Origin of the sequence: Mesorhizobium sp. AR07, from assembly GCF_024746815.1 — a bacterium.
Lineage (GTDB): Bacteria > Pseudomonadota > Alphaproteobacteria > Rhizobiales > Rhizobiaceae > Mesorhizobium.
Window position 1 is genome coordinate 1,271,902 of record NZ_CP080525.1, and the last position, 21,830, is coordinate 1,293,731.

The 21,830-nt window shown below is 63.1% G+C and carries 17 protein-coding genes; 4 read left to right on the forward strand and 13 right to left on the reverse strand.

Annotation, left to right across the window (positions count from 1 at the left end; all coding sequences use genetic code 11):
• Positions 1-10: 10 nt before the first annotated feature.
• The 7 genes from BPNPMPFG_RS06635 to BPNPMPFG_RS06665 form a co-directional block, all read right to left on the reverse strand.
• Positions 11-232: a twin-arginine translocase TatA/TatE family subunit gene (locus BPNPMPFG_RS06635; protein ID WP_013895102.1), complete on the reverse strand. Its 222-nt coding sequence runs from the start codon at positions 230-232 to the stop codon at positions 11-13.
• Between the two features lie 169 nt (positions 233-401).
• Positions 402-1,166, reverse strand: a complete 765-nt coding sequence (gene scpB / locus BPNPMPFG_RS06640) for an SMC-Scp complex subunit ScpB (protein WP_258594154.1) — start codon at positions 1,164-1,166, stop codon at positions 402-404.
• Complete coding sequence (locus BPNPMPFG_RS06645; protein WP_258597079.1) at positions 1,163-1,963, reverse strand: segregation and condensation protein A; 801 nt, start codon at positions 1,961-1,963, stop codon at positions 1,163-1,165. Before BPNPMPFG_RS06645 ends, scpB begins: the two co-directional genes overlap by 4 nt.
• A 61-nt stretch (positions 1,964-2,024) precedes the next feature.
• Positions 2,025-3,044 (reverse strand): beta-N-acetylhexosaminidase, encoded by a 1,020-nt coding sequence (gene nagZ / locus BPNPMPFG_RS06650; protein WP_258594155.1) that lies wholly within the window; start codon positions 3,042-3,044, stop codon positions 2,025-2,027.
• 137 nt (positions 3,045-3,181) lie between these two features.
• Positions 3,182-6,487 (reverse strand): SPOR domain-containing protein, encoded by a 3,306-nt coding sequence (locus BPNPMPFG_RS06655; protein WP_258594157.1) that lies wholly within the window; start codon positions 6,485-6,487, stop codon positions 3,182-3,184.
• Positions 6,488-6,590: 103 nt separating this feature from the next.
• Positions 6,591-8,348, reverse strand: a complete 1,758-nt coding sequence (argS, locus tag BPNPMPFG_RS06660; RefSeq protein ID WP_258594159.1) for an arginine--tRNA ligase — start codon at positions 8,346-8,348, stop codon at positions 6,591-6,593.
• A 74-nt stretch (positions 8,349-8,422) separates the two neighbouring features.
• Complete coding sequence (locus BPNPMPFG_RS06665) at positions 8,423-9,637, reverse strand: deoxyguanosinetriphosphate triphosphohydrolase (protein ID WP_258597081.1); 1,215 nt, start codon at positions 9,635-9,637, stop codon at positions 8,423-8,425.
• A gap of 76 nt (positions 9,638-9,713) precedes the next feature.
• On the opposite strand from BPNPMPFG_RS06665, the gene erpA reads away from it, so the two are divergent.
• From erpA to BPNPMPFG_RS06685, 4 genes are all read left to right on the forward strand, one after another.
• Complete coding sequence (gene erpA / locus BPNPMPFG_RS06670) at positions 9,714-10,061, forward strand: iron-sulfur cluster insertion protein ErpA (RefSeq protein ID WP_258594160.1); 348 nt, start codon at positions 9,714-9,716, stop codon at positions 10,059-10,061.
• A gap of 2 nt (positions 10,062-10,063) precedes the next feature.
• Positions 10,064-10,459 carry a VOC family protein gene (locus BPNPMPFG_RS06675; RefSeq protein ID WP_258594162.1) on the forward strand — a complete coding sequence of 132 codons (396 nt, stop codon included), beginning with the start codon at positions 10,064-10,066 and terminating at the stop codon, positions 10,457-10,459.
• A 17-nt stretch (positions 10,460-10,476) separates the two neighbouring features.
• Positions 10,477-11,271, forward strand: a complete 795-nt coding sequence (gene xth / locus BPNPMPFG_RS06680; RefSeq protein WP_258594163.1) for an exodeoxyribonuclease III — start codon at positions 10,477-10,479, stop codon at positions 11,269-11,271.
• A gap of 85 nt (positions 11,272-11,356) precedes the next feature.
• Positions 11,357-11,656 carry a hypothetical protein gene (locus BPNPMPFG_RS06685; RefSeq protein ID WP_258594165.1) on the forward strand — a complete coding sequence of 100 codons (300 nt, stop codon included), beginning with the start codon at positions 11,357-11,359 and terminating at the stop codon, positions 11,654-11,656.
• Between the two features lie 218 nt (positions 11,657-11,874).
• Here the strand turns inward: BPNPMPFG_RS06685 and BPNPMPFG_RS06690 are convergent, their stop codons facing one another.
• The 6 genes from BPNPMPFG_RS06690 to BPNPMPFG_RS06715 form a co-directional block, all read right to left on the reverse strand.
• Positions 11,875-12,702 (reverse strand): tetratricopeptide repeat protein, encoded by an 828-nt coding sequence (locus tag BPNPMPFG_RS06690; protein ID WP_258594167.1) that lies wholly within the window; start codon positions 12,700-12,702, stop codon positions 11,875-11,877.
• Positions 12,689-14,413, reverse strand: coding sequence for a dihydroxy-acid dehydratase (gene ilvD, locus BPNPMPFG_RS06695; protein WP_258594169.1), 1,725 nt, complete (start codon positions 14,411-14,413; stop codon positions 12,689-12,691). Before ilvD ends, BPNPMPFG_RS06690 begins: the two co-directional genes overlap by 14 nt.
• Positions 14,414-14,702: 289 nt before the next feature.
• The gene (locus BPNPMPFG_RS06700; protein WP_258597083.1) at positions 14,703-15,950 is read right to left on the reverse strand and encodes an OmpP1/FadL family transporter; all 1,248 of its coding nucleotides are present in this window, start codon (positions 15,948-15,950) and stop codon (positions 14,703-14,705) included.
• 359 nt (positions 15,951-16,309) lie between these two features.
• A complete protein-coding gene (locus BPNPMPFG_RS06705; protein ID WP_258594170.1) occupies positions 16,310-19,093 on the reverse strand; it encodes a valine--tRNA ligase in 2,784 nt (927 codons plus the stop codon).
• Between the two features lie 293 nt (positions 19,094-19,386).
• The gene (locus BPNPMPFG_RS06710; RefSeq protein ID WP_258594172.1) at positions 19,387-20,214 is read right to left on the reverse strand and encodes a PopZ family protein; all 828 of its coding nucleotides are present in this window, start codon (positions 20,212-20,214) and stop codon (positions 19,387-19,389) included.
• Positions 20,215-20,410: 196 nt separating this feature from the next.
• Positions 20,411-21,796 (reverse strand): TolC family outer membrane protein, encoded by a 1,386-nt coding sequence (locus tag BPNPMPFG_RS06715; protein ID WP_258597085.1) that lies wholly within the window; start codon positions 21,794-21,796, stop codon positions 20,411-20,413.
• Positions 21,797-21,830 lie beyond the last annotated feature (34 nt).

Genomic DNA, 21,830 nt, shown 5'->3' on the forward strand with positions numbered 1-21,830 from the left:
ACTGTTTGGCTCAGCTCTTGCTGGCCTTTTCCTTCACGGCCGAAACGGTCTCGTCGGCACGGTGTTCGACGGTCCGCTTGTCTTCGGCAACGTCATCATCGGCCATGCCCTTCTTGAAGCTCTTGATACCCTTGGCCATGTCACCCATCAGCTCGGGAATCTTGCCGCGGCCGAACACCAAAAGCACGATCACCAGCACGATCATCCAGTGCCAAATCGAAAATGAACCCATAGCAAATCTCTCTCGAATGTTTTCCCTGGCGATGATCTATGCGTTTTCGCGTTGGGATTCAAACACAACTGCGACAGAGTTTATGAAAGGGTGGCGGATGTCACGCATTTTCGGCGTGATGGCCCGCTACGAATCCGCGCATCCTCGACAGATTGGCCGCTATTGCCAGTCAATCTTCCGTGACGCGCGGCGTCAGCAGGCCGAGTTCCTCAAGATCGATATCGGTCAGCGCATCCTCGTCGTCGGTCAGCGCATCGGGATCGGCAGGCGGTTGCGGAATGGAGAAATTCGATGGCATGCGGCCCGACAGCAGGCCGGCCCCCTTCAGTTCCTCCATGCCGGGAAGATCGCGGATCTCCTCCAGCGCGAAATGGTCGAGGAAGGTCTCGGTGGTGCCATAGGTAACAGGACGTCCCGGCGTTTTGCGCCGGCCGCGCATGCGCACCCATTCGGTTTCCAGCAGCGTGTCGAGCGTGCCTTTCGAGGTTTCGACGCCTCTGATGTCCTCGATCTCGGCGCGCGTCACCGGCTGGTGATAGGCGATGATCGCCAGCACCTCGAGCGCCGCGCGCGACAGCTTGCGCTGCTGCACCGTGTCGCGGCTCATCAGGAAGGCCAGGTCACCGGCGGTGCGGAACGCCCAGGCGTCGCCGACGCGGACCAGATTGACGCCGCGCCGCGCATAGATCTGCTGCAGGTCGGCCATCGCCAAGGCGACGTTGATGCCGTCGGGCAGGCGCGCCGCGAGCTGCTTTTCGCTGACCGGCTCGGCGCTGGCGAACACGATCGCCTCTGCCATGCGCACGGCTTCCGCCATATGCAGCCGCTCGGCCGGGTTCTGCACCTGCTCGGTCGGTTCCTGGGTAAACAACGCCCCTTCCGATTCGTCGTCGACCTTGAACGGGATAACCGAAGCGTTGGCGCGTTCGCTCATGATGCCACCTCGACTGCCTTGATTGCCTGCGCGCGGCCGCGCAGATAGATCGGTGCGAACACTTCGTCCTGCCGCATATCCATCCTGCCTTCGCGCACCAGTTCCAGCGTGGCCGCGAACGAACTGGCGATCGCCGTGCGCCGCTCCTCGGGGCTGGTCATGTACTCGATCAGAAAGCTCTCCAGCGTCGCCCAGTCGCGCAGCGACCCAACCAGGCGGGTCAGGATATCGCGCGCGTCCTTGAGCGACCAGACACCGCGCCTGGCGATCGTCACATTGGTGATCGCCTGCTTCTGCCGCTGCTGGGCGTAGGCGGTCAAGAGATCGTAGAGCGAGGCCGAATAGGTGTTTCGTTTTTCGATGATGACCATTTCCGGCATGCCGCGCGAAAACACGTCGCGGCCGAGCCGGTTGCGGTTGACCAGGCGCGCCGAGGCGTCGCGCATCGCTTCCAGCCGCTTCAGCCGGAACTGCAGCACCGCCGCCAACTCCTCACCGCTTTCGCCCTCGTCGCCCGGCTGCTTGGGAATGAGAAGCTTCGACTTGAGGAAGGCCAGCCACGCCGCCATCACCAGATAGTCGGCGGCAAGCTCGAGCCGGAGCGCCCTCGCCGTCTCGACAAAGGTCAGATATTGCTCGACCAGCGCCAGGATCGATATCCGCGCCAGGTCGACCTTCTGCGTGCGGGCAAGATGCAGCAGAAGATCGAGCGGACCTTCGAAGCCGGCCACATCGACGACCAGGGACGGGTCGCCGGTGACGCGTGAATCGTCATTCTCGGCCCACAGACGGTCCATCGGCGCTGCCTTCGCGGCCTTGCTTTCCAATGTTTCCGCCACGTCCCGTTCTTCCTTCGTGTCAGGCCACCGCGTCAAAGTAGGTGGCGAATTCGGCGCGTATCTCGGTTTCTTCAACCGCGTCATGTTTCCTAATATAGGTCAGCGCCCGTTTTGCACGCTCCAGCGACTTGCCCTCAAGGCTCGTGGTCCGCGATGCGATGCCGGCCATTTCCTCGAAAACGCCATTGCAGTGAAGGACCAGATCGCAGCCGGCCGCAAGGATCGAGGCCGCCTTTGTCGGGAAATCCCCAGAAAGTGCCTTCATCGAGGTATCGTCGCTCATCAGCAAGCCGTCGAAGCCGATCTCGCGCCGGATGATCTCGTCGATGACCTTGCCGGAGGTCGTCGCCGGGTTCTTCGGGTCGATCGCGCTGTAGACGACATGCGCGGTCATCGCCATCGGCAGATGGTTGAGTTCCTTGAACGGGGCAAAGTCATGCCGCTGCAGATCGCTCAGCGAGGCATTGACAACAGGCAATTCGAAATGCGTGTCGGCAAAAGCGCGCCCATGACCCGGAATGTGCTTCATCACAGGCAGCACACCGCCCGCCATCAGCCCTTCCGCGGCGGCGCGGCCGAGTTCAATCACCGGTCGCGGCTCCTTGCCATAGGCACGCGCGCCGATGACGTCGCTGGCGCCTTCGATCGGCACATCGAGCACCGGCAGGCAATCCGCCGTGATGCCATAGCGGAGCAGGTCGAACGCATGCAGCCGCGCCATCAGCCAGGCCGCGCGGGCGCCGGCATCATGATCGTCGCGCCACAGCGCGCCAAGCGCACCGCCGGCCGGATAGTTCGGCGCCAGCGGCGGCCGCAGGCGCTGCACCCGGCCGCCCTCCTGGTCGATGAACACCAGCGCGTCCGGGCGCCCGATGCAGTCGCGCATCTCGGCGACCAGATCGCGAATCTGCTCGGTTTCGCCGATGTTGCGCGCAAACAGGATGAAGGCCCACGGGCATTCATTGCGATAGAAATTGATTTCTTCGCGGGTGAGCGATTTCCCGGCACAGCCGAGGATCATGGATTTTGATTCGGTCATGCTAGGAGTTTAGGACTTCGCGCGATCAAAGGGAATCGTCCCGGACCACATGCGGTGAGCCGCCCGGTCTGCGTCCACATGAAAAAGAAAAAGCCGGCGCGGTCCGAGACCGCGCCGGCTTTTTTCGTGTTCGGCTGCTAGCGCGAGACGAAGCAGTTGCCGCCGGCGGCCTTGTAGCTGGTGCACAGGTTGATCGCATCGTTGCGCGACTGCGCAGGCACGCGGACCCGGTAGAACGTCCCCTTGCCGGCGATCTCGGCCTTGACGATGTTGGCGGTGCGGCCGGCAAGCACGCTGCCGTAGCGGCGCTGCAGATCCTGATAGCTGGACTGGGCGCTTTCGACGGTCGGCTGCGAAGCGATCTGCATCGACCACGAGCCGCCACCGGTCGCGGTGGATGCCGGATCGATGGATGCTACCTGATCGGGCTTGACCTCGCCGACGACATCGACCGGCTGATCGGACGGGCGCTGCGGCGCGACCGGAACCTTGGCCGGGGTGTTGGCCGACTGCGCCTTGGCGTCAGCCTTGGGCTTGGCTACGGGCTTTAGTGCCGGCTCGTTGTCTGCCTGTGCGGCGGCGATCGGTACGGTGCCGGTCTGGTCCGCGTTGGCCTGACCCGACGGGGCGACATGCTGCGGTGCCGGATCGGTCGGCTCAGCGGCGGCCACCTGCGGTGCGGCGGGCGCCGGATCCTCCCGCGGCACCAGCGAACCGTCTGATTTGACCACCATGGTTCTCACCTTGCGCGGCGCAACGGCGATGACATCGGTGTTGGTACCCTTGTCGGTATCCTGCAGCACCTGCGCGATGCGATCCTCCGACTTAGGTGCCGGCGCCGCGTTCTCGGCGGGTGCCGCGCCAGCCGTCGACACGGCGTTGCCATCACCCGTTCCACCGGCGGCTGCGTTCTGGTCAGCCGAAAGATCAATGGCGCGGGCCGGATCCTTGGCTTGCACATCCACCGGCACTTCGGTGTTGGTGACCAGCTTTTCCTGGACCGGCACGGCGGGCTTCGTCCCCTTGGCCACCGCGTCATAGACCTTGTTGTCCTGGTTCGGCACCACGGCACCGCCCGGATTTTCCGGCTTGACCTTGATCGGCGTGTTGTCTGCCTTGACGATCACCGGCGCTTCACTGCCGCCCTTGCCGCCGAAAGACAGCGCAAAGGCACCGAGGCCGCCAGCGACCGCCACCGCGCCGACAATTGCGGCAATGACCAGGCCACGGCCGCGCGAGTGCTTCGTGGCCTCCCGCTCTAGACCTGGAACGGCCATCGCCTCGTCCAGTTCTGGGTCGTAGTCGAGTTCATCGACGGTGAAATCGTCCGCCTGCGAAGCCTGCTGGCTGCCGGGCAAATTGTCGAGGTCGAAGCCATCGGCGGCATCGGCATAGGCTGCCGGCGCGCGGGCAGGCATTTCCGTCGGCCGCGCCGCATAGGTCCGCGCTTCAGGCTGATAGGCCGGTTTGACACCGTCATAACCCGGCTTGGGCTCCTCATGGCCCCGATTGAACCCGGCATTGTAGGATTCATCGCTATAAGAGGCACTGCTTGCGGGAGCGGCAGCAACCTCGACCGCGTTCATCTCGGTGAGAAGGCTGGAGAACTCGGCGTCGAGATCGTCATAGCCGGGCGTCGCCGGTTCATCCTCCTCGAAGTGCAGTTCCGGGATGTCGAGATCGTCCGCCAGGGCCACGACACGCTCGGGCACATCGACTGTCTCGACATCGGGCATATCTTCGTAACGCGCGGACTGTCGCGGTTGCGGCACGGAGACAGGGGCCGCATGGGCGACGGTCTCGACCGGCTCGCTCGGACGGTAGGACGGCATCGCGGCCACTGCCGGCGCTGCGGCCCGGGGCGTTGTCGAAGCGGTCGGCTGAGCGCTGAACGCCGGCTGGGCGCTAAACGTCGGCTGCTGCGGAACCGGCGTCACGCGGCTCCACGAACGGGCAGGCTCAGCCGGTGTCGAACGTTCCGCCAGCCAATCGAGAGAATCCACCGAATTGTCCCGGGAAGCGGCCGCATCACGCGGATCGAGGCTTTTGGCCAAAGCTGCGTCAAACGCATCATCGTCGAAATCGACATCGCCATGCCCGGCGATGTCCGAGCCCAAATCGTGGTCCTGAAGTTCGTCAAGCAGAAGATCGTCGAGATCCACATCGGCAGCCTGGGCGGCGCCAAGGTGCCGAGGCTCCTCGGGCGCGGGTTCGTCAAGACCCCAATCGAGATCGCCGACAAGATCAGCCGGCTCCTCGGTGGTCCTTGCAGCCACTGCGACAGGCGGCTGAACGGCGACAGCCGGCTGAGCCACGGGCTCCTTGGCCGCCGGCACCGTGCGTGCGGTCATGGCGCCCAGAAGCGCGTTCAACTCGTCTTCCAGGCTTCGTTCGTCCGCGACGGGGGCCGCAGGCGCGACGGTGGCTGCTGGCGCCATCGGCTGGACCGCGGCGGCGGCAACCTCAGCGACCGGCTCATTGGCCGTCTCGGCAGCCGCGTCGTCAAAGCTCAGGTCGAAAGCATCATCCAGCGCGTCTTCACGGCTGGACATCTCGCCCGTCGCATCCGCGAAATCGGCAAGCACATCATGCGCCTCATGCTCATGGAACGCGGCCGGCTCATCGGCGCGACGGTCAAAATCCATGTCGACATCAGCCATGGCGTCGTCGAAATGGCCGGCAAAATCCGCGTCGGAGATTGCCTGGGCGTCACGCGCGGTCGCCTGCGCCGGCACAGGGTACTCCACCGGATCCGCAGCCATGTAGGGCTGCTCCGCCGAATGGTCGTCGAGCATCAGCTCGTCTTCAAGCGAGATCGCAACCGCGTCGTCGAATTCATGATCGGAGGCTGGTTCGACGGAGGCAGGCACATGAGCAACGGCAACAGCGTGCTGGGCCTCTTCGGCTTCGTCATCGATCCGGAAGCCCCGATCGAGCGACGCGGCAAGCTCGTCCTCCATCGGCTGGTCGTCTTCGAAAGGCGAAACATCTTCGAGCGAACTGGCAACGGCATCGTCGAAATCGGAATCGAAAGCCGGCTCGGCGGACGGCGCGGCTTCGGCAGCGCCAAAACCCGCATGGCTGGCGACGGCCACGTGGTCGTCGAGATCAGCCATATCCAGATGGAAATCGTCATCGAGCGACGCCGCGAGCTCGTCATCCATCGCGCCGGCATCGGTCGTTTCGAATGCCGGCTCATGAGCCTGGGCGGCAACGTCACTGTTGTCAGCGCCGAAATCGCCCATCAGCTCCTTTTCGAGATCGATGTCGAAATCGCCCTCTTCCGCCGGATGATCGGCGGCAGGGGTTTTCGGCTGGGCGGGCGACTGCGGCTTGACCGGCTGGCGCGGGTCGAACCCCATGATCCTGGTCAGTTCCGCGAACGGATCATCGTCAGAGACGTCGTTGTTGTCGGCTACTCTCAGCTGGGTTCTGTCTGCCATTATTGTTCCCGAACTCGCACTCATTCGGACGCCATGGACGTCGCGCAGGGTTGGCCCATACCAGCGCAATGTGGGCAAATGGTGACAGGTTTTTTAGTCAAACCTAACGCATTTCGGTTGGCGCGGCGGCTCCGATCAGCGTCAGGCCGGACGTCAGAACGTCCGAAACAGCCTGCACCAGCCCTAGTCTGGCATGTGTCAATTGTCGGTCGTTAACCTTAACAAAACGTAAGTCCGGATTATCAGTGCCACGGTTCCAGTGCCCATGGAAACTGGAAGCCAGATCATAGAGGTAAAATGCCAGCCGGTGCGGCTCGAGCGCAAGTGCGGCGGACTCGATCAGGCGCGGATATTCGGCAAGCTTGCGGATCAGGCCGATCTCGCCCTCGTCGGTCAGCAACGCCACCGCGGACGCCAGGCTGTTGCGGTCGAAATTGGCCTCGCCCAACTGCTCGCTCGCCTGCCGGAACACCGAATGGCAGCGCGCCGAGGCGTACTGCACATAAAACACCGGATTGTCCTTGGACTGCTCGGTCACCTTGGCGAAATCGAAGTCGAGCGGCGCATCGCTCTTGCGATAGAGCATCATGAAGCGGATCGCGTCGCGGCCGACCTCTTCCACCACTTCGCGCAGTGTCACGAAATCACCCGACCGCTTCGACATGCGCACCGGCTCGCCATCGCGAAACAGCTTGACCAGATTGCACAGCAGCACAGTGAGTTTCACCTCGCCGTCGGCAATCGCCCGCGCCAAGGCCTCCAGCCGCTTGACATAGCCGCCATGGTCGGCGCCGAGCACATAGATCAGGTCGACGAAGCCGCGATCGACCTTGTCCTTGAGATAGGCGACGTCGGCGGCGAAATAGGTGAATGAGCCATCCGACTTGACCAGCGCCCGGTCCATGTCGTCGCCGACGGCCGTCGAGCGGAACAGCGTCTGCTCGCGATCCTCCCAATCGTCCGGCTTCTCGCCCTTGGGTGGCGGCAGCTTGCCCTTGTAGATATGGCCCTTCAGCGTCAGGTCGTTGATCGCCGAGCGGATCTTCCTTGCGTTGTCTGCGTGCAGCGTGCGTTCCGAGAAGAACACGTCGTGATGCACGTTGAGCAGCGCCAGATCCTCGCGGATCATCGCCATCATCGCATCGATGGTGCGGTCCTTGACGATGGCCAGTGCCTCGTCATCCGGCATCTGCAGCAACGAGCGGCCAAACTCCTTGACCAGTGCCTGGCCGACTGGAACGAGATAATCGCCAGGGTAAAGCCCGGCCGGAATCTCGCCGATATCGTCGCCAAGCGCCTCGCGGTAACGCAGCACGACCGAACGGCCGAGTACGTCGATCTGCGAGCCGGCATCGTTGATGATGTATTCCTTGGTCACGTCGTAGCCGGCGAACGCCATCAGATTGGCGAGCGTGTCGCCGACCACGGCGCCCCGGCAATGGCCGACATGCATCGGCCCCGTCGGATTGGCCGAGACATATTCGACGTTGGTTTTCCTGCCGCCGCCAATTGTCGAGCGGCCATAATTGCGGCCTTCGCCAAGCAGCGCGGTCAGATGCGTCTGCCAGAAACCGTCCTTCAGCCTGAGATTGACGAAGCCGGGACCAGCGACCTCGGCGGCGGCGACATCCTTGTCGTCGCGCAGCGCCTGCGCCAGTCTTTCGGCCAGCGCGCGCGGATTCTGGCCGGTCGGCTTGGCAAGAACCATGGCCGCATTGGTCGCCAGGTCGCCATGGCTGGCGTCACGCGGCGGCTCGACGGCGATACGCGACAGGTCGGGCGAAACGCCGTCATTGTCTTTCAAATCAAGCGCTTCGACGGCTTTTATGATTCGCGCGCTGAAATCGGCGAAGATATTCATCTGTGTGACTCTGGGGTCTGGCTCTGGGGCTTTGCAAAGAATCCGGCTCGTTGGCCGGCAAAATCGAGCCCGCCCTAGCTCAAATCCGGAGTGCGGTCAAACAAACGCCGGTGTTCCTTCAGCGCGTAGGTGTCGGTCATGCCGGCCAGGAAGTCGGCAACGCTGCGCGCCTTGATGCGGTCGTCGGCCCGATCCAGCCCCTCGCGCCAGCCATCAGGCATGGCGCGCGGGTCGGCGAAATAGGCGTCGAACAGATCGTTGACGATCCGCTCGGCGTCCGCGCGCACCCGCATGACCTCCGCATGCCGATAGAGGTGCTTGTAGAGAAACGCCTTCAGTTCCTTCTCGAAGGCAGCCATTTCGGTCGAGAAAGTTACCATCGCCTCGCCGGCCGACCTCACCGCTTCGGCGCTCCTCGGCCTGATGCGCTCCAGATTGGCTGACGTGGAAACGATGACGTCCTCGACCATAGCGGTGATCTGCCGCCGCATCAATTCGTGGCCGGTGCGCACGTCATCGAGTGCCGGATAGCGCGCACGCACGCCCTTCAGGATCGTTCCTGGCAGCGAAACCGTCTCCAGCATGTCCAGCGTCAGCAGCCCTGCCCGCAGGCCGTCGTCGATGTCATGCGTGTTGTAGGCGATATCGTCGGCAATCGCCGCGCACTGCGCCTCGATGCCGGCAAACCGGTCCAGTTCGAGGTCGTGCAGCTGCGAATAATCACGGATCGCCTGCGGCACCTGCCCTTTCAGGCCGTTTCCGTGGGCATCCGTCAGTGGCCCATTGTGCTTGACCAGGCCCTCCAGCGTTTCCCAGGTCAGGTTCAGCCCATCGAATTCGGCATAGCGCGCCTCGAGCCTTGTCACGATGCGCAGCGATTGCGCATTGTGGTCGAAGCCGCCCCAGGCCGCCATCTTCTCGTTCAGCGCATCCTCGCCGGTGTGGCCGAAGGGCGTGTGTCCGAAATCATGCACCAGCGCCACCGCCTCGGCGAGATCCTCGTCGCCGCGCAACGCCCGCGCCAGCGCACGCGCGATCTGCGCCACTTCGATCGAATGCGTCAGGCGGGTGCGATAATGGTCGCCTTCATGGGCGATGAAGACTTGCGTCTTGTGCTTGAGTCGCCGGAACGCCGTCGAATGGATGATGCGGTCGCGATCGCGTTGGAACGGCGTACGCGTCGGGCTTTCCACCTCGTCGAACAGCCGTCCGCGCGACTTTGCCGGATCGCAGGCATAGACCGCGCGTGGCCGATAGCCGAATCCGATGTCGCCAAGCTCATTTGTCATGGCTGATGCTGCCGCAGTTGACTTGCCCCGTCGCGCTTCATACCTATCATGTGAAACCGAAAGCAAGGTGACGCCCATGGGCGCTGATGCCAAGACCGCCATGAAAGTCGACATGACCGAGGCCGCCGCCAGGCGGATCGCCAGGATTGTCTCGGGCGAAGCCGGCAAGACGGCGCTGCGCGTTTCGGTCGAAGGCGGCGGTTGCTCCGGCTTTTCCTACAAGTTCGACCTGGTCGAGAAACGCAACGACGACGATGTCGCCATCGAGAAGGATGGCGCCACGGTGCTGATCGACGACCTGTCGCTGGTCTATATGGGCGGCTCGGTGATCGATTTCGTCGACGATTTGATGGGCCAGTCGTTCCAGATCAGGAACCCGAATGCGGTCGCTTCCTGCGGCTGCGGCACGAGCTTTTCCATATAGGGATGCCTGCTGTCGGTGCGGTCCGTCAGATCGCGCTGTCGGCTGGACGCGACCTCGACGCGACGCTTGCCTTCTGGCGCGACGTGCTCGGCATGGGCCTGCATGCACGCTTCGATCCGCCCGGCATCGCTTTCATCATGGCCGGCGACGTGCGCTTGCTGTTTACCGATGGCATACCAGCCGGAACCGTCTATCTCGACATATCGGGCCTCGACGATTTCCACGGCCAGGCGAAAGCCGCCGGCGTCCCCTTCATCGCGCCGCCGACGCTCGTCCACCGCGACACCGAGGGCCAGTTCGGCCCGGCGGGGGAAAGCGAATGGATGGCCTTCCTAAAGGACCCGGCTGGCAATACGATCGGCTTGGTCGAACGCCACCCGCCGCACGAACCCCATTGAACAGCATCGAGATCGCCATGAAAATCGTCACCTGGAACATCAACGGTGTCCGCGCCCGCATCGGCAACCTGACCCACTGGCTGACCGAGAGCGCGCCCGACATCGTTTGCCTGCAAGAGATCAAGACCGTCGACGACCAGTTCCCGCGCGCCGAGATCGAGGCGCTTGGCTACAATGTCGAAACGCATGGCCAGAAGGGTTTCAACGGCGTCGCCATCCTGTCGAAACTGCGCTTCGACGAGGTTATCAGAGGCCTGCCCGGCGACGATGCCGACGAGCAGGCGCGTTTCATCGAAGGCGTGTTCTCGACCGACAAGGGCGCGTTGCGCGTCGTCTCGCTCTATCTGCCAAACGGCAATCCGATCGATGACGAGAAGAAGTATCCTTACAAGCTGTCCTGGATGGCGCGGCTGGAGCGCTGGGCCGAGGAACGGTTGAAGCTGGAGGAAGCACTCGTGCTGGCCGGCGACTACAACGTCATTCCCGAGCCGATCGATGCGCGGTTTCCCGAGAACTGGCTAGGCGACGCGCTGTTCCAGCCGCGGACGCGGCAGTCCTTCCGCCGGTTGCTCAATCTTGGTTTCACCGAGGCGGTGCGCGCGGTCACCGATGCGCAGGACACCTATACGTTCTGGGACTATCAGGCCGGTGCCTGGCAGAAGAACAACGGCATCCGCATCGACCATCTGCTGCTGTCGCCGGAAGCCGCCAACCGATTCTCTTCCGCTTCGATCGAAAAGCATGTGCGCGCCTGGGAAAAGCCGTCCGACCACGTCCCGGTGGCGATCGATCTCGCGCTGCAGCCGGCCTGACAGGCGCCCTCTGTCCTGACGCCGGACCTCATATAGCCACATTCCGGCGCATGATGGGGGATCATCATGGCGGCCGGGGGTTCCCATGACCATTCGAATTGCTCTTTGTCCAATCGGCCTGGCATTTGCCATGGCCGCTCCTGTGGCGGCCCTTGCCGCTCAGGAATGCCTGGCCAATGGAAAATCGTACCAGGTCGGCCAGGTCGCCTGCCTGACGATTGCCGACCAGAGCCATCTTGCCCGCTGCGACATGGTGCTCAACAACACATCGTGGACAAAGGTCGGGGACAGCTGCCCTGAAAACACGATGGCGCCGCATCCCCATGTGACGCCGATCTCGACGCCGACTCCCAGCATGGTGCCGACGGAGCCGACGCAGAACTGATTTTCCCGAGAGCCGATCTCCCCCTTGTGGGGGAGATGTCCGGCAGGACAGAGGGGGGCGCTGTCCCGCCAACATATCAGCTGATTGCAAATTGCATACTAACGCGGGTCTTCGGCGCTTCCAGGTTTGACCGAAGAGAAGCGATTCTTCGCGCCCCCCTCTGCTCTGCCGGGCATCTCCCTCACGAGAGGGGAGATCAGCAGTTCGGCTGTCAGGCCCTACTGGTCGGCGTTGCTGCCCTTGGTGAGGATATCATCGGCCAGCGAGATCGCGGTGCGGCGGTCGGCTTCGCCGGCGGTGGCGAATGCCTCTTCCTGCATGCCTCGAATCCAGGGCTGATCGGCCGGCGAGGCGCGTTCGAGCGCCGCCGTCATCATCGCCAGACCACGAACGATCTTGCCGCTCTGGAACAACAGGTGGCCCAGCGTCGCCTGCGCGCCGGCATGGCCCTTCTCGGCGGCGAGCTGGAACCAGCGTCCGGCCTGCTTGACGCTGGCCTTCACGCCGCCCTCGCCCTTCAGGAACATCTGCCCCATCTCGAACTGTGCGTTGGGATTGCGGTAGTTGGCGGCGGCGCGCATGTAATATTCCTGGGCAGCCACCTCGTTTTCGGTGACCGGACTGCCGGGAATGCCCTTGCGCAGGTAATCGCCGAGCGCCACCAGCGCGTCGGAGACATAGCTCTCCTCGGGAGAGCCGGGTTCGACATCCTGGTCGACGATCTCCGAGAAGAACTTGAACGCCTCATAGTCGTCGCGCGCCACGCCGTCGCCTTCGGCATACATGCGGGCAAGCTTCCAGGTGGCGCCGATCTGGCCGTTCTCGGCCGCGTATTTATAGGCTTCGGCCGCCTGTTCCTTGTGACCGTTCTTGTAGGCGGAAAAGCCGAACTGGAACACCGCCCACGGGCTGGACTGCGGCTTCACGCCGGTCTTGTCGTCGAACACCTTGTCGTCGAAGGCCATGGCCTGGCCCACGGCGCCAAAGATCGCAACCGCGACCAGTGCCGGAAGGACAGATGACCTCAACAACTCAGATATCCGCATAGCAGTGTGTTTCTTTGGCACCGCCCGGATGGGTGACCGCGCCATCGCGCGCCGGCCCTACCGTCTGTGCATATTTCCATATCGCGCCCGACTGATAGTCGGTGGTGCGCGCCTTCCAGGTCTTTGCCCTCGCCGCCAGTTCGCTATCGGACAACGCCACCTCGATCGTGCCGTTCACCGCGTCGATCGAGATCACGTCGCCATCCCGGAGCAGCCCGATCGGACCGCCCACGGCTGCCTCAGGCCCGACATGGCCGATGCAGAAACCACGCGTCGCGCCCGAGAAGCGCCCGTCGGTGATCAGCGCCACCTTGCCGCCCATGCCCTGTCCGTAGAGCGCTGCCGTCGTCGACAGCATCTCGCGCATGCCGGGGCCGCCGCGCGGCCCTTCGTAGCGAATGACGAGAACCTCGCCTTCCCTGTAGTTGCGATGCGTCACCGCCTCGAAGCATTCTTCTTCCGAATCGAAGCAGCGCGCCGGGCCGGAGAATTTCAACTCCGACATGCCGGCGACCTTGACGATCGCGCCTTCGGGGGCAAGGTTTCCCTTCAACCCTACGACACCGCCGGTTTGGGTAATGGGTGTGTTGGCCGGTCGGACCACATCCTGGTGTTCATTCCAGGCAACGTGCTCCATATTTTCGGCCAAAGTACGGCCAGTCACCGTCAGGCAGTCGCCATGCAGGTAGCCGTGGTCGAGCAATGTCTTCATCAGCAACGGAATGCCGCCGGCCTCGAACATGTCCTTGGCGACGTACTTTCCGCCCGGCTTGAGGTCGGCGATGTAGGGCGTCTTCTCGAAGATTTTCGCCACATCGAACAGGTCGAACTTGATGCCGGCTTCATGGGCGATCGCCGGCAGGTGAAGTGCTGCGTTGGTCGAGCCGCCGGTGGCCGAAACCACGGTCGCCGCATTTTCCAGCGCCTTCAGCGTGACGATGTCGCGCGGCCGGATGTTCTTTGCGATCAGCTCCATGATCTTTTCGCCCGAGGCGAAGTTGAAACGGTCGCGCATCTCGTAAGGCGCCGGCGCGCCACAGGAATAGGGCAGCGCCAGACCGATCGCCTCGGCGACGGTGGCCATGGTGTTGGCCGTGAACTGGGCGCCGCAGGAGCCGGCCGACGGACAGGCCGCCTGCTCGATTTCGAGAAGCTCGGAATCATCGATCGTGCCGACCGAGTGCTGGCCCACCGCCTCGAACACATCCTGTACGGTGATCTGCCTGCCGCGATAGCTGCCGGGCAGGATCGAGCCGCCATAGATGAAGATCGACGGCACGTTGAGACGCACCATGGCCATCATCATGCCGGGCAGCGACTTGTCGCAGCCGGCCAGCCCGACTAGTGCATCGTAGCAATGGCCGCGCATGGTGAGCTCGACCGAATCGGCGATGACCTCGCGCGACACCAGTGACGACTTCATGCCCTGGTGACCCATAGCGATGCCGTCGGTGACGGTGATGGTGCAGAATTCGCGCGGCGTGCCGCTGGCGGCCGCGACGCCCTTCTTGACCACCTGCGCCTGGCGCATCAGCGAGATGTTGCAGGGTGCCGCCTCGTTCCAGCAGGACGCGACGCCGACCAGCGGCTGCGCGATCTCGGCCGCCGACAATCCCATGGCATAGAGATAGGAACGGTGCGGCGCACGCGCCGGACCGACGGTCACATGGCGGCTAGGGAGCTTAGCCTTGGAAATGACTTTGGCGTCCATACTCTTCCTTGCCGCGGGCGGTGCGGCCTGCCCCATCGCCGAGCCTTTTGGCGCGTGTCCCGAGACAAGATCGAGGTGCGCCGGGTTTATGGCGGGAAATAGGCAATTTCCTCGACCTGACTTTTAGCGCAGGGGTTGTTCAGAAAGTGTTGCTAAAACGTCACAATCGCACGAAGCGAAAGCGGTGCGGCTTGAATGCAACGCAGCTTGGATGCACAGGCGCCTGCTGCACCCGCTCAACGAAAAAGGCCGGGCATTGCCCGGCCTTTTTATTCGATTTTCCAGAGGCTTAGAACTTAATCTTGAGACCACCCGAAAACGCCGTGACCAGATCGTTGCCGAAGTCGTAGCTGACTTCCTGCCCGGCCACGTAGCCGTTTTCGCCGGCCACTGTTCCGGAGTGGCCGCTGGTCAGCACACCGATCGCGCCGGCCAGGCGAACTTCGATGTTGGGCCTGGGCGTATAGGCGACGCCGCCGCCCAGCGTCCAGGTGTCGGTTTGGGAGCCATAGCCATGCGAGGTGCCACGATCCCAGGAAAGCTGGCCAGCCGCACTCCACTCATCGTTGAATTTGTGGCCGATACCGCCGGTGACAGTCCAGCCATCACGATACATCAGGTCCAGCGAGGTGATCTGACCTGAATGAAGAGCATCACCCGTAACGCATGCCGCGGCGGGAGTACCTTGGACGCAGATCGGAACACTCTGCAGCAGGCTCCAATTGACCCACTTGAGAGAACCAAAGGCGAGCCAACCGGGCGCAATGCCCGACTGCAACTTCAATTCGACCGTGTCCGGCATGTATTCCGTGGCGCCGTAAATCGGGAGCACGACACTGCCGACATGCGTCAAATCCAGCGTACCTGAGATGTTGTCGAGCTTGACCCGCGAATTGTAGACGAGGCTCGCACGCAGCGCGATATCGGGGATTTCGTAGGCAAGGCCGGCGCGCCAGCCCCAGCCGGTCCCTTTGAGATCAACACGACCGGTTCCCTGGAAACCTGGCACCAGCGGCGACACCAGGTCTTCCTTGAAGCCATAGACTTCCTGATAGTAGACGCCGCCGATGAAGCGAAGCTGGCCTTTGCCGGCATCCATCTTGTAGGAACAAGTGCCAGCGTAGTTGTTGCTCTTGATGTCGGTTTCGATGTTGGACTCAGCACCGGCCCACAGACCCGGATTTGTGTGCGCGCCCCAAGGCTGGGAATAGTCGAACATACAGTCGACGCCCTTGACGAGCTCGGCCTTAACGCCGATGCGCGGCACCCAGTAACTCTTGCTGTCGTTCGCCGTGCTGCCCAGGAACGTCAAATTGCCGTTTAACGGGTTGGTATCCACTGCATTCTTGAGTTTGCGTTGCGGCATCACATAGGTCGATTCCGCTTCGGTAGCGAACGGAGCCGGGTCGAACAAAAGATCGATGTCGTAGCCGCCGCGCTCTATGCCGCCAGCATGCGCCGCGTGCATGGCCGTCCCGATCAAAGCCAGCGAAAAGCACCCCGCCCCCAGCAATGCTTTCAGTCGCAGAATAGTCATGAATATCCTCCCCGAATTCGAGTGCACCAAGCTAGAACCAATTCAGGTTAACCGTGCAACAACGAATTCAAGAGGCGTACATGTACATGTCCGCCAGGCGCATTTTCGACATAATGCGAGCCGGCGTCGTTGGGTCGAAAAACGGCTCCCAGGGCGTATGTTACCCCTGAAACGGGAGAAAAACCGACCCGAAAGGCTCAAAAACGGCGACTTTTGGGGGTCCAGAGCCCCATTGTTACATTATGGCAACAATGGGGCGCAAACTTTCCGTTTACGTCAACATTAACGCAACGGAATGCATGTTTTCGAGGCAAAAAGCCCCTTTTTTCGGGAGGGCCGAGGCGCCGCGAATCTACTCCTCAACCGGCATCGCGGACCCTGGTCAACGCCACCGACAGCTTGTCCTGCGCATCGCGGTATTCAGCGAGCTTTTCACGCTCGGCGTCGACGATCTCGGCCGGCGCGCTGGCGACGAACCATTCATTCGACAGCTTCTTGTGCAGCCGCGCGATTTCCTCAGTGACCTTGGCCAGCTCCTTCTGCAACCGTATTGCCTCGGCTGCGAGATCGATCAGGCTGCCAAGCGGCAGGCAGATTGTCGCCTCGTTGAGCACGATCTGCGCAGAACCCTTTGGCGCGACATCGGCCAGCGAGATCTCGCCGACCCGTGCCAGCCGCTTGATCGCGGAGTCCTCGCGAACCAGCCTTTCGCGTGTCAAATCGTTGGCGCCGACCACGACGAGTGGTGCAATGGCCGCCGGCGGCACGTTCATCTCCGAGCGCACGGAGCGGATGCCCGAGACGAGATCGACCAGCCAGTTGATGTCGGCGGCAGCGTCAGCGTCCTCGAAGTCCGGCGACGGCCATGCAGCATGACACAGCAGCGACGGCCGTTCCTTGCCTTCGCCAGCGGTCTGCGCCCACAGTTCCTCGGTCATGAACGGCATCATCGGGTGCAGCAGCTTGTAGATCTCGTCGAGCACGAAGGCGACGCAGGCGCGGCTCTCGGCCTTGGCCGCCTCGTCCGTGCCCATGAACACCGGCTTCAGCAGCTCCAGATACCAGTCGCAGAACAGGTTCCAGACGAAGCGGTAGGCGGCCCCTGCCGCCTCGTTGAAGCGGTATGAGGTGATGCCGTCGGTGATTTCGCGCGCGGCCCGCGTCAGCTCGGTCAGGATCCAGCGGTTGACCGCCAGCTTGGCATCGTTGAGCCAGAAATCGTCATTGCGCGCGACTTCGTTCATCTCGGCGAAGCGTGTCGCGTTCCACAGCTTGGTGCCGAAATTGCGATAACCGGCGATGCGCGCCGGATCGAGCTTCACGTCGCGGCCTTGCGCCGCCATCACCGTCAAGGTGAAGCGCAGAGCGTCGGCGCCATATTCGTCGATGAGATCGAGCGGGTCGATGACGTTGCCTTTCGACTTCGACATCTTCTGCCCGTTCTTGTCGCGCACCAGCGCATGGACGTAGACCGTGTGGAACGGCTCCTCGTCCATGAAATGCAGGCCCATCATCATCATGCGGGCGACCCAGAAGAAGATGATGTCGAAGCCGGTCACCAGCACGTCGGTTTGATAGTAAGTCTTCAGCTCGGGCGTCTGGTCCGGCCAGCCGAGCGTCGAGAACGGCCACAGCGCCGACGAGAACCAGGTGTCGAGCACGTCCTCGTCGCGGGTCAGGATCTCGCCCGGCTTGAAATTCTCGAGCTTGTCCTCGACCCAGGCCTTCCATGGCCCTTCCAGCGCCAGGTAATATTCGATCGCCGCGCCCAGCGCCTCTTCCTCGGTCTTCTCGACGAAGACGCGCCCGTCCGGCCCGTACCAGGCCGGGATCTGGTGGCCCCACCACAGCTGGCGCGAGATGCACCAGGGCTGGATGTTTTCCATCCAGTCGAAATAGGTCTTCTCCCAGTTCTTCGGCACGAAATTGGTGCGGCCCTCGCGCACCGAGGCGATCGCCGGCTTGGCCAGTTCCGCCGCGTTGGCATACCACTGCTCGGTCAGGAACGGCTCGATCGGCACGCCGCCGCGGTCGCCATGCGGCACGGCGTGGCGATGCGGTTCGACCTTCTCCAGGAATCCGCCTTCTTCCATCAGCTCGACGATCTTCTTGCGCGCGACGAACCGGTCGAGGCCGTCGAGTTCATCCCAGACCGCCTGGCGTTCCGGCGTCACTTCGAGACCAACGAGGAAATCCTCATTGTCCTTGAGGGTCACTGCCGCCTCGACGGTGAGGATGTTGATCGCCGGCAATTTGTGGCGCTTGCCGACCTCGAAGTCGTTGAAATCATGCGCCGGCGTGATCTTGACCGCGCCAGAGCCCTTCTCCGGATCGGAATACTCGTCCGCGACCACCGGGATCTTGCGGCCGACGATCGGCAGAACGATGTTCTTGCCGACCAGATGCCGGAAACGTTCGTCGTCCGGATGCACGGCGACGGCGGTGTCGCCCAGCATCGTCTCGGGGCGCGTCGTCGCCACGGTGATGAAGGTTTTTGGATTTTCCGGATCGAAGACCTCGCCCTCGATGGGATAACGGAAGTGCCAGAGATTGCCGTTGACCTCGTGCTGCTCGACCTCGAGATCGGAGATCGCGGTCAACAGCTTCGGGTCCCAGTTCACAAGGCGCTTGTCCTTGTAGATCAGCCCTTCCTTGTAGAGCGTGACGAAGACTTCGAGCACCGCCTTGGACAGGCCCTCGTCCATGGTGAAGCGTTCGCGCGACCAGTCGGCCGAGGCGCCGAGCCGCTTCAGCTGGTTGAAGATCGCGCCGCCGGATTCGGCCTTCCACTCCCACACCTTTTCGACGAACTGTTCGCGTGTGAGATCGCGGCGGTGGATCTGCTTTTCCATCAGCTGCCGCTCGACCACCATCTGCGTGGCGATGCCGGCATGGTCCATGCCGGGCTGCCACAGCACGTTCTTGCCGCGCATGCGCTCGAAGCGCACGAGAATGTCCTGCAGCGTGTTGTTGAGCGCGTGGCCCATATGCAGCGAGCCGGTGACGTTGGGCGGCGGGATGACGATGGTGAAGGCTTCCGCCCCCTCCTCGGCCCCGGCGCCGGCGCGAAACGCGTCGGCCTCTTTCCAGACTTTGGCGATCTTCGGCTCGACGGTTTTTGCGTCGTAGGTCTTTTCAAGCATGGGAAAATGGTCCGCGCTGTCGGGAGTTTTGCTGGTCCGGTGTAAATCGGAAGGTTTTGGCCAAGTCAACCGCAAGGGCCGCCTGCACCCTCGACGTCAAATAGATGTGGGCTGGATCAGGTCAAGGAAGACCCGCTTGCGAGACATTGCAAACCGAACCCTGGGGCGCCCCCACGTTCATCGTCAGGGACCCCGACGGCAATCTCATTTGCTTTGCGGCCGGCACCGGCTAACCGCACCAACAGAAACGCCGCCTCACCGGCGGCGTTTCTGTTGGTAACCGGCATGCGAGATTACTGCGCCCCGCGCGCCACGCGCTCGATTTCCTCGCGCACCAGCCTTTCGACCAGCGTCGGCAGATTGTTGTCCAGCCAATCCTGCAGCATCGGCCGCAGCATCTCTTCGGCCATCTCGTCGAATGTCTTCTTGCTGCGGCTGGCAAACGCATCGGACAGCTCGCCAAAGGCGGCGGCAACCTGCCGGCCGGTGTGCTCGGAAACGATTGCCGGACGCGGCGCGTCGCTGGCCGCCACCGGCCGCGCCACGCTTGCGCCCGGATGAGACGGCTCGACGGCTGCTTTCGCGGTCGGTTCGTCCCCTGGAGTCGCCACTGGCGGCTGGGCCACCGGCTTGCGTGCCTCGACCCTGTCCGGCACCGCCCTGGCCTGCTCGCCGACCGCTGCGATCTCACGCCGCCAATCGGCAACGGGGGCTTCAGTGACAGAACGCGCCGCCGGCACGTTGGCCGTGGCTAGCGGGGCCGGCTCGGCGGCGACCCGGGCGCTGACCTCAGCAAGTGTCATCGATGGCTTTGCCGGAGCGGGATCGGGGCGCATCGGCGTTTCCATGTGCGCGATCACCGGCTCGGACGCCGGCAGTTGCGCCTCGACCTCCGCCAGGGTGACCGGCTTCCTGACCTCCGGAGCGGCATGCAGGTCGGCACGGAATGCCTCGACATCCGGAGCTGCATCGGCGCTCGCCGCCGGCTCCAGATCCTGGCGCAGCTCATCGGCGTCGCCCGGCTGCTTGCGGCCGCTGTCACTGTCCTCGATGATCCGCCTGATGGAAGCCAGTATCTCTTCCATGGAAGGTTCGCGCTGTGCGCTGCTTGCCGTTGCCATCGTCACATCCGCCGCCCTTGTGACCCGTTGCAGATTTCCGCTCCGGCAAAGCCGGATCGAATCATGGCGACAGCGTAACCGACGGATCGCCGCACGAGAATCCCCAATCTGGGGACTTGTGGGATTTCAACAGATTAGAGAACTTCGGGAAAGATCACGTTCAAACAGGATGATCGCGAAATCCGGACGAACGCTCTCAGCGGCCGTCCGGCGTGCGCAGGCCGAACCACTTGTCCTTGACCGCGTTATAGTGCTCTTCAGGCTTGTATTTCGTCACCTGCAAGCCAAGGCGGTCGACGGACAGGCGGCCGGTCGCCTGCAGAATGGCATAGCTTGCCACCACCACATCATGCTCATAGCCGGCCTGGTTGATCTCGGCGGTGATGACCGTCGCCTGTGCGTTGAGGACATCGAGCGTGGTGCGCTGGCCGACATTGCGCTCTTCGATGACACCGTTCAGGGCCAGCTTCGCGGCCTCGATCACTTGCCGGTTGGCCGCAAGGCTTTGCTGCGCCGCAGTGTACGCGGTCCAGGCGGCGGTGACGGCCTGGCGTACTTGGTCGCGGCTGACATCGACTTCGATACGGGCCTGGCTGAGCTGTTCCTTGCTCTGCCGCACGAGCGCCGAGGTGCGGCCAGCGGAATAGATCGGGATGCTCAGCGTGGCTCCGACACTGGCCGAATTGGTGGTGCCGTCCTGTGTCCCGAAGACGCCCGGCACGGTGTTGCGATAAGCGCTCGAGACACCGGCATTCGCGGACAGCTGCGGCAGCAGCGCGCCTTCGGACGATTTCACCGAAAAGGCGGCGGCGTCGACCGCGTGCTGGGTGGCAAGGATGGCCGGGTGCTCGTTCGAGGCCACTCCGACGGCGGCGGCGAGGCTCGACGGCAACAGCTTTGCCACCGGCGAAGCGGCTTTGAGCTTGCCTGGTTCGTCGCCGACGATCTGGCGATAGGTCGCGGCACTTGCCAGCGCCTGCGCCCGGGCGGCGCTCAGCGATGCCACGGCGGCGGCCCGCGAAGCGTCGGCCTGCGCCACGTCGGTACGCGTGCCTTCGCCAACCTCGAAGCGTGAACGCGCCGCACGCGCCGTTTCGGTCAGGAATTGCAGGTTCTGTTCGGTCAGCACGGCGATCTGCCGGTCGCGAATGACGTTCATATACGCCTGCGCCGCGCTGAACAGCGTGTTCTCTTCGGTGTTGCGCAGGTTTTCGACCTGGGCACGGACCTGCGATTCGGCGGCAGCGACATTGTTCCTGGTCTGAAAGCCGTCGAACAACGTCTGATTGATCTGGACGCCAAAATTGCCGGTGGTCAGCGCCACGCTTGTGTTGCCGCCGTTGAGATGGCTGCTGGAGTAATCGATACTCGCCGAACCGGTGACCGTCGGGCGCCAGCCCGACTTGGCGATGGCGACGCTCTCATCTGTGACACGCACGCCGGCGCGGGCCGCATTCAGCGTGGAATTGTACTGATAGGCCTTTGCAAGGGCACCAAGGATGGTTTCCGCCGAGGCTGAGAATGGAGACAGCGCTGTCGCGGAAACGAGGACGGCGGCGAAAAGACTCTTGCGTACAGGCAGCACGGTATATCCCTCATTCGTTTTCCATGGGAAC

What these genes read in the sequence shown, in the direction of transcription:
- BPNPMPFG_RS06635 (WP_013895102.1), bottom strand. Translation starts at nt 232, where the DNA reads ATGGGTTCATTTTCGATTTGGCACTGGATGATCGTGCTGGTGATCGTG.
- scpB (WP_258594154.1), bottom strand. Translation starts at nt 1,166, where the DNA reads ATGAGCGAACGCGCCAACGCTTCGGTTATCCCGTTCAAGGTCGACGAC.
- BPNPMPFG_RS06645 (WP_258597079.1), bottom strand. Translation starts at nt 1,963, where the DNA reads ATGGACCGTCTGTGGGCCGAGAATGACGATTCACGCGTCACCGGCGAC.
- nagZ (WP_258594155.1), bottom strand. Translation starts at nt 3,044, where the DNA reads ATGACCGAATCAAAATCCATGATCCTCGGCTGTGCCGGGAAATCGCTC.
- BPNPMPFG_RS06655 (WP_258594157.1), bottom strand. Translation starts at nt 6,487, where the DNA reads ATGGCAGACAGAACCCAGCTGAGAGTAGCCGACAACAACGACGTCTCT.
- argS (WP_258594159.1), bottom strand. Translation starts at nt 8,348, where the DNA reads ATGAATATCTTCGCCGATTTCAGCGCGCGAATCATAAAAGCCGTCGAA.
- BPNPMPFG_RS06665 (WP_258597081.1), bottom strand. Translation starts at nt 9,637, where the DNA reads ATGACAAATGAGCTTGGCGACATCGGATTCGGCTATCGGCCACGCGCG.
- erpA (WP_258594160.1), top strand. Translation starts at nt 9,714, where the DNA reads ATGGGCGCTGATGCCAAGACCGCCATGAAAGTCGACATGACCGAGGCC.
- BPNPMPFG_RS06675 (WP_258594162.1), top strand. Translation starts at nt 10,064, where the DNA reads ATGCCTGCTGTCGGTGCGGTCCGTCAGATCGCGCTGTCGGCTGGACGC.
- xth (WP_258594163.1), top strand. Translation starts at nt 10,477, where the DNA reads ATGAAAATCGTCACCTGGAACATCAACGGTGTCCGCGCCCGCATCGGC.
- BPNPMPFG_RS06685 (WP_258594165.1), top strand. Translation starts at nt 11,357, where the DNA reads ATGACCATTCGAATTGCTCTTTGTCCAATCGGCCTGGCATTTGCCATG.
- BPNPMPFG_RS06690 (WP_258594167.1), bottom strand. Translation starts at nt 12,702, where the DNA reads ATGCGGATATCTGAGTTGTTGAGGTCATCTGTCCTTCCGGCACTGGTC.
- ilvD (WP_258594169.1), bottom strand. Translation starts at nt 14,413, where the DNA reads ATGGACGCCAAAGTCATTTCCAAGGCTAAGCTCCCTAGCCGCCATGTG.
- BPNPMPFG_RS06700 (WP_258597083.1), bottom strand. Translation starts at nt 15,950, where the DNA reads ATGACTATTCTGCGACTGAAAGCATTGCTGGGGGCGGGGTGCTTTTCG.
- BPNPMPFG_RS06705 (WP_258594170.1), bottom strand. Translation starts at nt 19,093, where the DNA reads ATGCTTGAAAAGACCTACGACGCAAAAACCGTCGAGCCGAAGATCGCC.
- BPNPMPFG_RS06710 (WP_258594172.1), bottom strand. Translation starts at nt 20,214, where the DNA reads ATGGCAACGGCAAGCAGCGCACAGCGCGAACCTTCCATGGAAGAGATA.